Genomic DNA, 4240 nt, shown 5'->3' with positions numbered 1-4240 from the left:
CGGGGCTGGGCTTCGGCCCTGAGCTCAGCGGCTGGGCAGGGGGTATCTCGGCTTCGGGTCTGCCGATGTGGATGACGGAAGCGCGGAGCTTGGCATTCGGCGCGAGTACCCCATGGTATCGGTGGCGATGGAGGCGTGGCGCTGGACCTGCTGGCGGTCGAGGTCGACGGCATTTGAGCGAGGTCGCGAGCTTCTTGCGCGACTTGCCCCTTCATCCGCTAGTCGACTCCGCGAGCCACGAAGGCAACTTTGAACGTTAGGTGAAATCTGAGACCCTGGCGTGCATCGTTTGCCGTGGAATACCACGAAGGGACCTGCATCCCGACAGACGACGGGCCCCACGTGTGCGTGATCCGGGCGTGGCTATGACGACGACGATACCGTCACGGACATCAACGGCCCCCGGAATGCGTCAGGGAACCCAGTCTGCGCTCGCGGGTGACAGTCCAAGGCCGTCCCGTACTTGATGACTCTGGGGCGCCTTGGTTTCTTCGGTCCGGTCACACCCAGACTGTGAAATGACAAAAAAGACTTCGACCAGGCATCTCGGATTGCGATTCGCATTCCTACTCCTGGCGCTTCTACAGGTGGTGGGTCCGGTCTCGTACCAGACCGCCGACCTGATGCTGGAGGCGCAGGGGCTTGCTACGCCCCTGCACGTCGAAGGTGAGGGCAACGAAGAATGCGCACTGCGTCACGACGACGTGATGTGCCAGACGGTGCGGTCGCTGGCCGATGCCGTCCATTCGCGCGTCGCTACTCCAGGCGCAGTCGCAACAGCAGTACCACCGCTGATCCAAGTCAGGCTTTCGGAGCTTCCCGCTTTTGGTCGGGTCGAGCTCGGAGCCGTAGGCTCGAGGGCTCCACCCCTCGCCTGATCCTGCCGGGACGTCCGTTCCCGGTGCCTTAGTTCGTTTGCCGACGCCCTAGCTCGCGCGCGCATCTCTGCGCAGCAGGCGCTGTTCGGAGCACCTGACCCCAAGGCTCGAGACCCGATCTCACGCCACATGGTTCGGCAGACGGAATACCCGTACCACGAGATAGCGCATGTCCGTACTCCTACAATCCAACCGACCTATAGCAACAGCGATCTCCACGCTGATAGTGCTCGCTGCAATGGCTCCACCAGGCGCCTATTCGCAAGAGCATGAGCGAGAGATCGAAGGCGTCGTGCGGGCCGCAGATACCAGTCGGCCACTCGCAGGCGTCCAGGTCTCTGTCCTCGGGGTCGTTCGCTTCGCGATTACCCACGGAGACGGATCGTTCCATGTGGCGGTCCCCGCTCAGGGCACCTACACGGTCAGAGCCGAGCGCCTCGGGTACGCGACGCTGGAGCGTGAGGTGGCGGTCGGTTCGTCGGCATCGATCGTAATCCTGGAGCTATCCGAGTCGGCGCTCCAGTTGGACGGGCTCGTCATTACGGGCGCTCTGTCGGAGAGATCCGCGGACGACGCCCTCCGTCCTGTGAGTGTCCTCAACGCAGAGGAGCTCCAGAGGCGGCTGGGAACAACCGTTGCGGCCACGCTCTCTTCCGAACCCGGACTTTCGGTGACTACCATGGGTCCCGCCACGGCCCGCCCGGTGGTGCGCGGGCTGAGCGGAGACAGACTGCTCGTTCTGGAGGACGGTGCCCGAGTCGTGGACGTGTCGAATACAGGCTCGGACCACGCAACAGCGCTGGACCCGACCTCAGCGCGGCGCATTGAGGTCGTTCGCGGCCCCGGCGCGATCCTATACGGCAGCAACGCTCTTGGCGGAGTGATCAACGTCATCCGGGACGAGATCCCTTCCCAGGTGCCGCATCACCCCACGGGTTCCGTGACGCTCCAAGGCCGTTCAGTGAACGGCGGGGGTAATGCGGCCGCCCAGATCCAAATCCCACTCAACGAGCACGTGCCCCTCCGTGCGGAGGTCTCTGTCCGCAGTGCAGGCGATCTCGCCACACCGCTGGGCCACCTCCTGAACACCGGCCTCGACTCGTGGAATGTGGGCGTCGGCACTTCGTGGGTAGGCGACCGAGGCTTCATTGGTGCTTCCCTTCTCGCGTTCCGCAACGACTACGGAATCCCGGGCGGCTTCGTGGGTGGGCATGCGGACGGAGTGCGGATCGAGTCGGAGCGCAACAGCGCGAAACTCCGTGCGCAACTTCGGCCCGAACAGAGCCTCTTCAGCTCGATTCAAGCGGACGCCTCCTACACCTACTTCAAGAACACCGAAATCGAGCCGCCCGACATCCTTGGCACTCTGTTCGAACGGGAGACCGCGAGCTTCGATGTCCTTGCCCGGCACGACGCCTGGGGACCGTTCTCTGCAGGAGCCGTCGGCGGACGTGCCGCTTGGGAGTCCTTCGGCTTTGCGGGGGGCCTCTTCACCCCGGACTCAGAACGGTTGAGCGGGGGCGTCTTCGCGTTCCAAGAAGTCGATGTCGAGCCGGTTCGACTCGAGGTCGGTGTTCGGTATGACCGAATCCAAACCAAGCCTCTGCGACCCGATCCTGATTCGGATATCGGAAACGTGCGTACTCGAGGCTTCGGTGCGTTTTCCGGGTCGATCGGCATGCTCGTGAACGCGGCAGACGGCCTGACACTGGGTGCAAGCGTTTCGCGCGCCTTCCGCACCCCAGACGTAAACGAGCTCTTTTCCGAAGGTCCCCACCTGGCCGCGTACTCCTTCGAGGTCGGCAACCCGTCCCTGAACGAAGAAGTGGGGACCGGGTTCGACGTCTTCGCACGTGTGCACTCCGACCGGGTTCACGCGGAGCTGACTGGTTTCCTGAACGAAATCTCAGGCTTCGTGTTCGGACGCGAGACAGGCGAGCTCAGCCGCACCCGCCTCCCCATCTATCAGTTCTTTGGCGAGGATGCGCGCTTCGTTGGCTTCGAGGGCGGACTCGACTGGGTCGTCGCGGGAGCCCTGAAGGTCGAAAGCACGCTTTCCTATGTGCGCGGCACGATCAGAGGCACGGACGAACCGCTTCCCCTTATCCCGCCCCTGCAGATCCACGGCGCCCTCGCGTATGAGCCATCCGACTGGTTCGCTCGGGCCGAGGTCAAGGCGGTGGAGGAGCAGGATCGAGTCGGCGAGTTCGAGACTCGAACCGATGGATACACGGTCTTCGATCTGTCCGGCGGAGTCCGCATGACCGTGGGCGGAAGGCTCAACACGATTACGGCGACGCTCAACAACGTCACCAACGAGGAATACCGCAACCATCTGTCGCGGGTGAAGGAGATCATGCCCGAGGCCGGTCGCGGAGTAACGCTTACCTACCGGATCGTCTTCTAAGCCGGCGAGAAGACGAAGCCCGTGACCACGATCGCCGGCATCCCAATGTGGAGTAGAGACATGATTAGGACTGAGAGGTTCGCATTTCGGCGGTTTGCTTTTGCTACGGCTTTGATGTTGGCCGCGGCCGCGTGCGGAGATGATGGGACGGGACTCGACGATGATGACCACGGAGAAGAGGTCGAGGGCGTTCAACTCGTACTCAACGGCCAGACGATCGCAACGTACGACGGCGACGCGGGCTCGTGGACCGGCGAAATGGAGGTCGATGTAGGCACGGAGACGGCTCACATTTCAGTGGTCTTTGTGGACCACGACGGTCACCCAGTGACCTTGGATTCCGATATGTACCTCGAGGTCGATGTCACTAACGAAGCCATAGCGGAGTTCGAGCAAGACACGCCGGGCGAGTTCGGTGGCCACCTACACGGGGTGTCCGTGGGGGAGACGGACGTGGTGTTCAAGCTGATGCACGGGTCCGTCGGCTCCGGGCATCCGGACTTCGTCACCGCTGCGGTGCACGCGCACGTGGAGGGCTGAGCCCTCTCAGGCTTCACATCGGGTTTTGGGGGGAGGGCCTTCGGGCTCTTCCTCTGGCTCGAACGGATAGGAAATTCAATGGGCCAAATGAGGTGTTCAGCGAGCGGGGACGGGGTGAGGCATGGGACGCGGAGCATGGGTTTGCGGGGTTGGCCTGAAAGCAGCCCGAGCGGAGGCGCGGACAGTGCTGAGACGTGGGAGGGGGACGAGGCGATGTCGATATGGGCGGAAGGGAGAGGCCGGGTGGCCGAGGGTGTTCGGACAGACTGGAGGCGGGCGGCTCAGTCGTCGAAGTCGGCGGGCAACGACGGGTCGAACATAAAGTCTGGGATCGACTCGGCCTGGGTAGGATCGAAGGCCGGGGTCTGGTCGAGGAGGAAGTCTCCTTGGGGCGGCCCACGGGCGGGCGAGATCG

At 63.5% G+C, this 4240-nt stretch carries 3 protein-coding genes; all 3 read left to right on the top strand.

Annotated features, from left to right (window positions below; all coding sequences use genetic code 11):
- Window positions 1–551 precede the first annotated feature (551 nt).
- Entirely contained in the window at window positions 552–878 is a 327-nt protein-coding gene (locus P8L30_16660) for a hypothetical protein (protein ID MDG2241836.1), read from the top strand.
- A gap of 169 nt (window positions 879–1047) precedes the next feature.
- Complete coding sequence (locus tag P8L30_16655) at window positions 1048–3285, top strand: TonB-dependent receptor (protein ID MDG2241835.1); 2238 nt, start codon at window positions 1048–1050, stop codon at window positions 3283–3285.
- 60 nt (window positions 3286–3345) lie between these two features.
- Complete coding sequence (locus tag P8L30_16650; protein MDG2241834.1) at window positions 3346–3825, top strand: hypothetical protein; 480 nt, start codon at window positions 3346–3348, stop codon at window positions 3823–3825.
- The last annotated feature ends 415 nt before the right edge of the window (window positions 3826–4240 follow it).

Source organism: Longimicrobiales bacterium (genome assembly GCA_029245345.1).
Taxonomy (GTDB): domain Bacteria; phylum Gemmatimonadota; class Gemmatimonadetes; order Longimicrobiales; family Gaopeijiaceae; genus CALFPJ01.
This window is presented reverse-complemented; position numbering and strand designations above follow the sequence as displayed.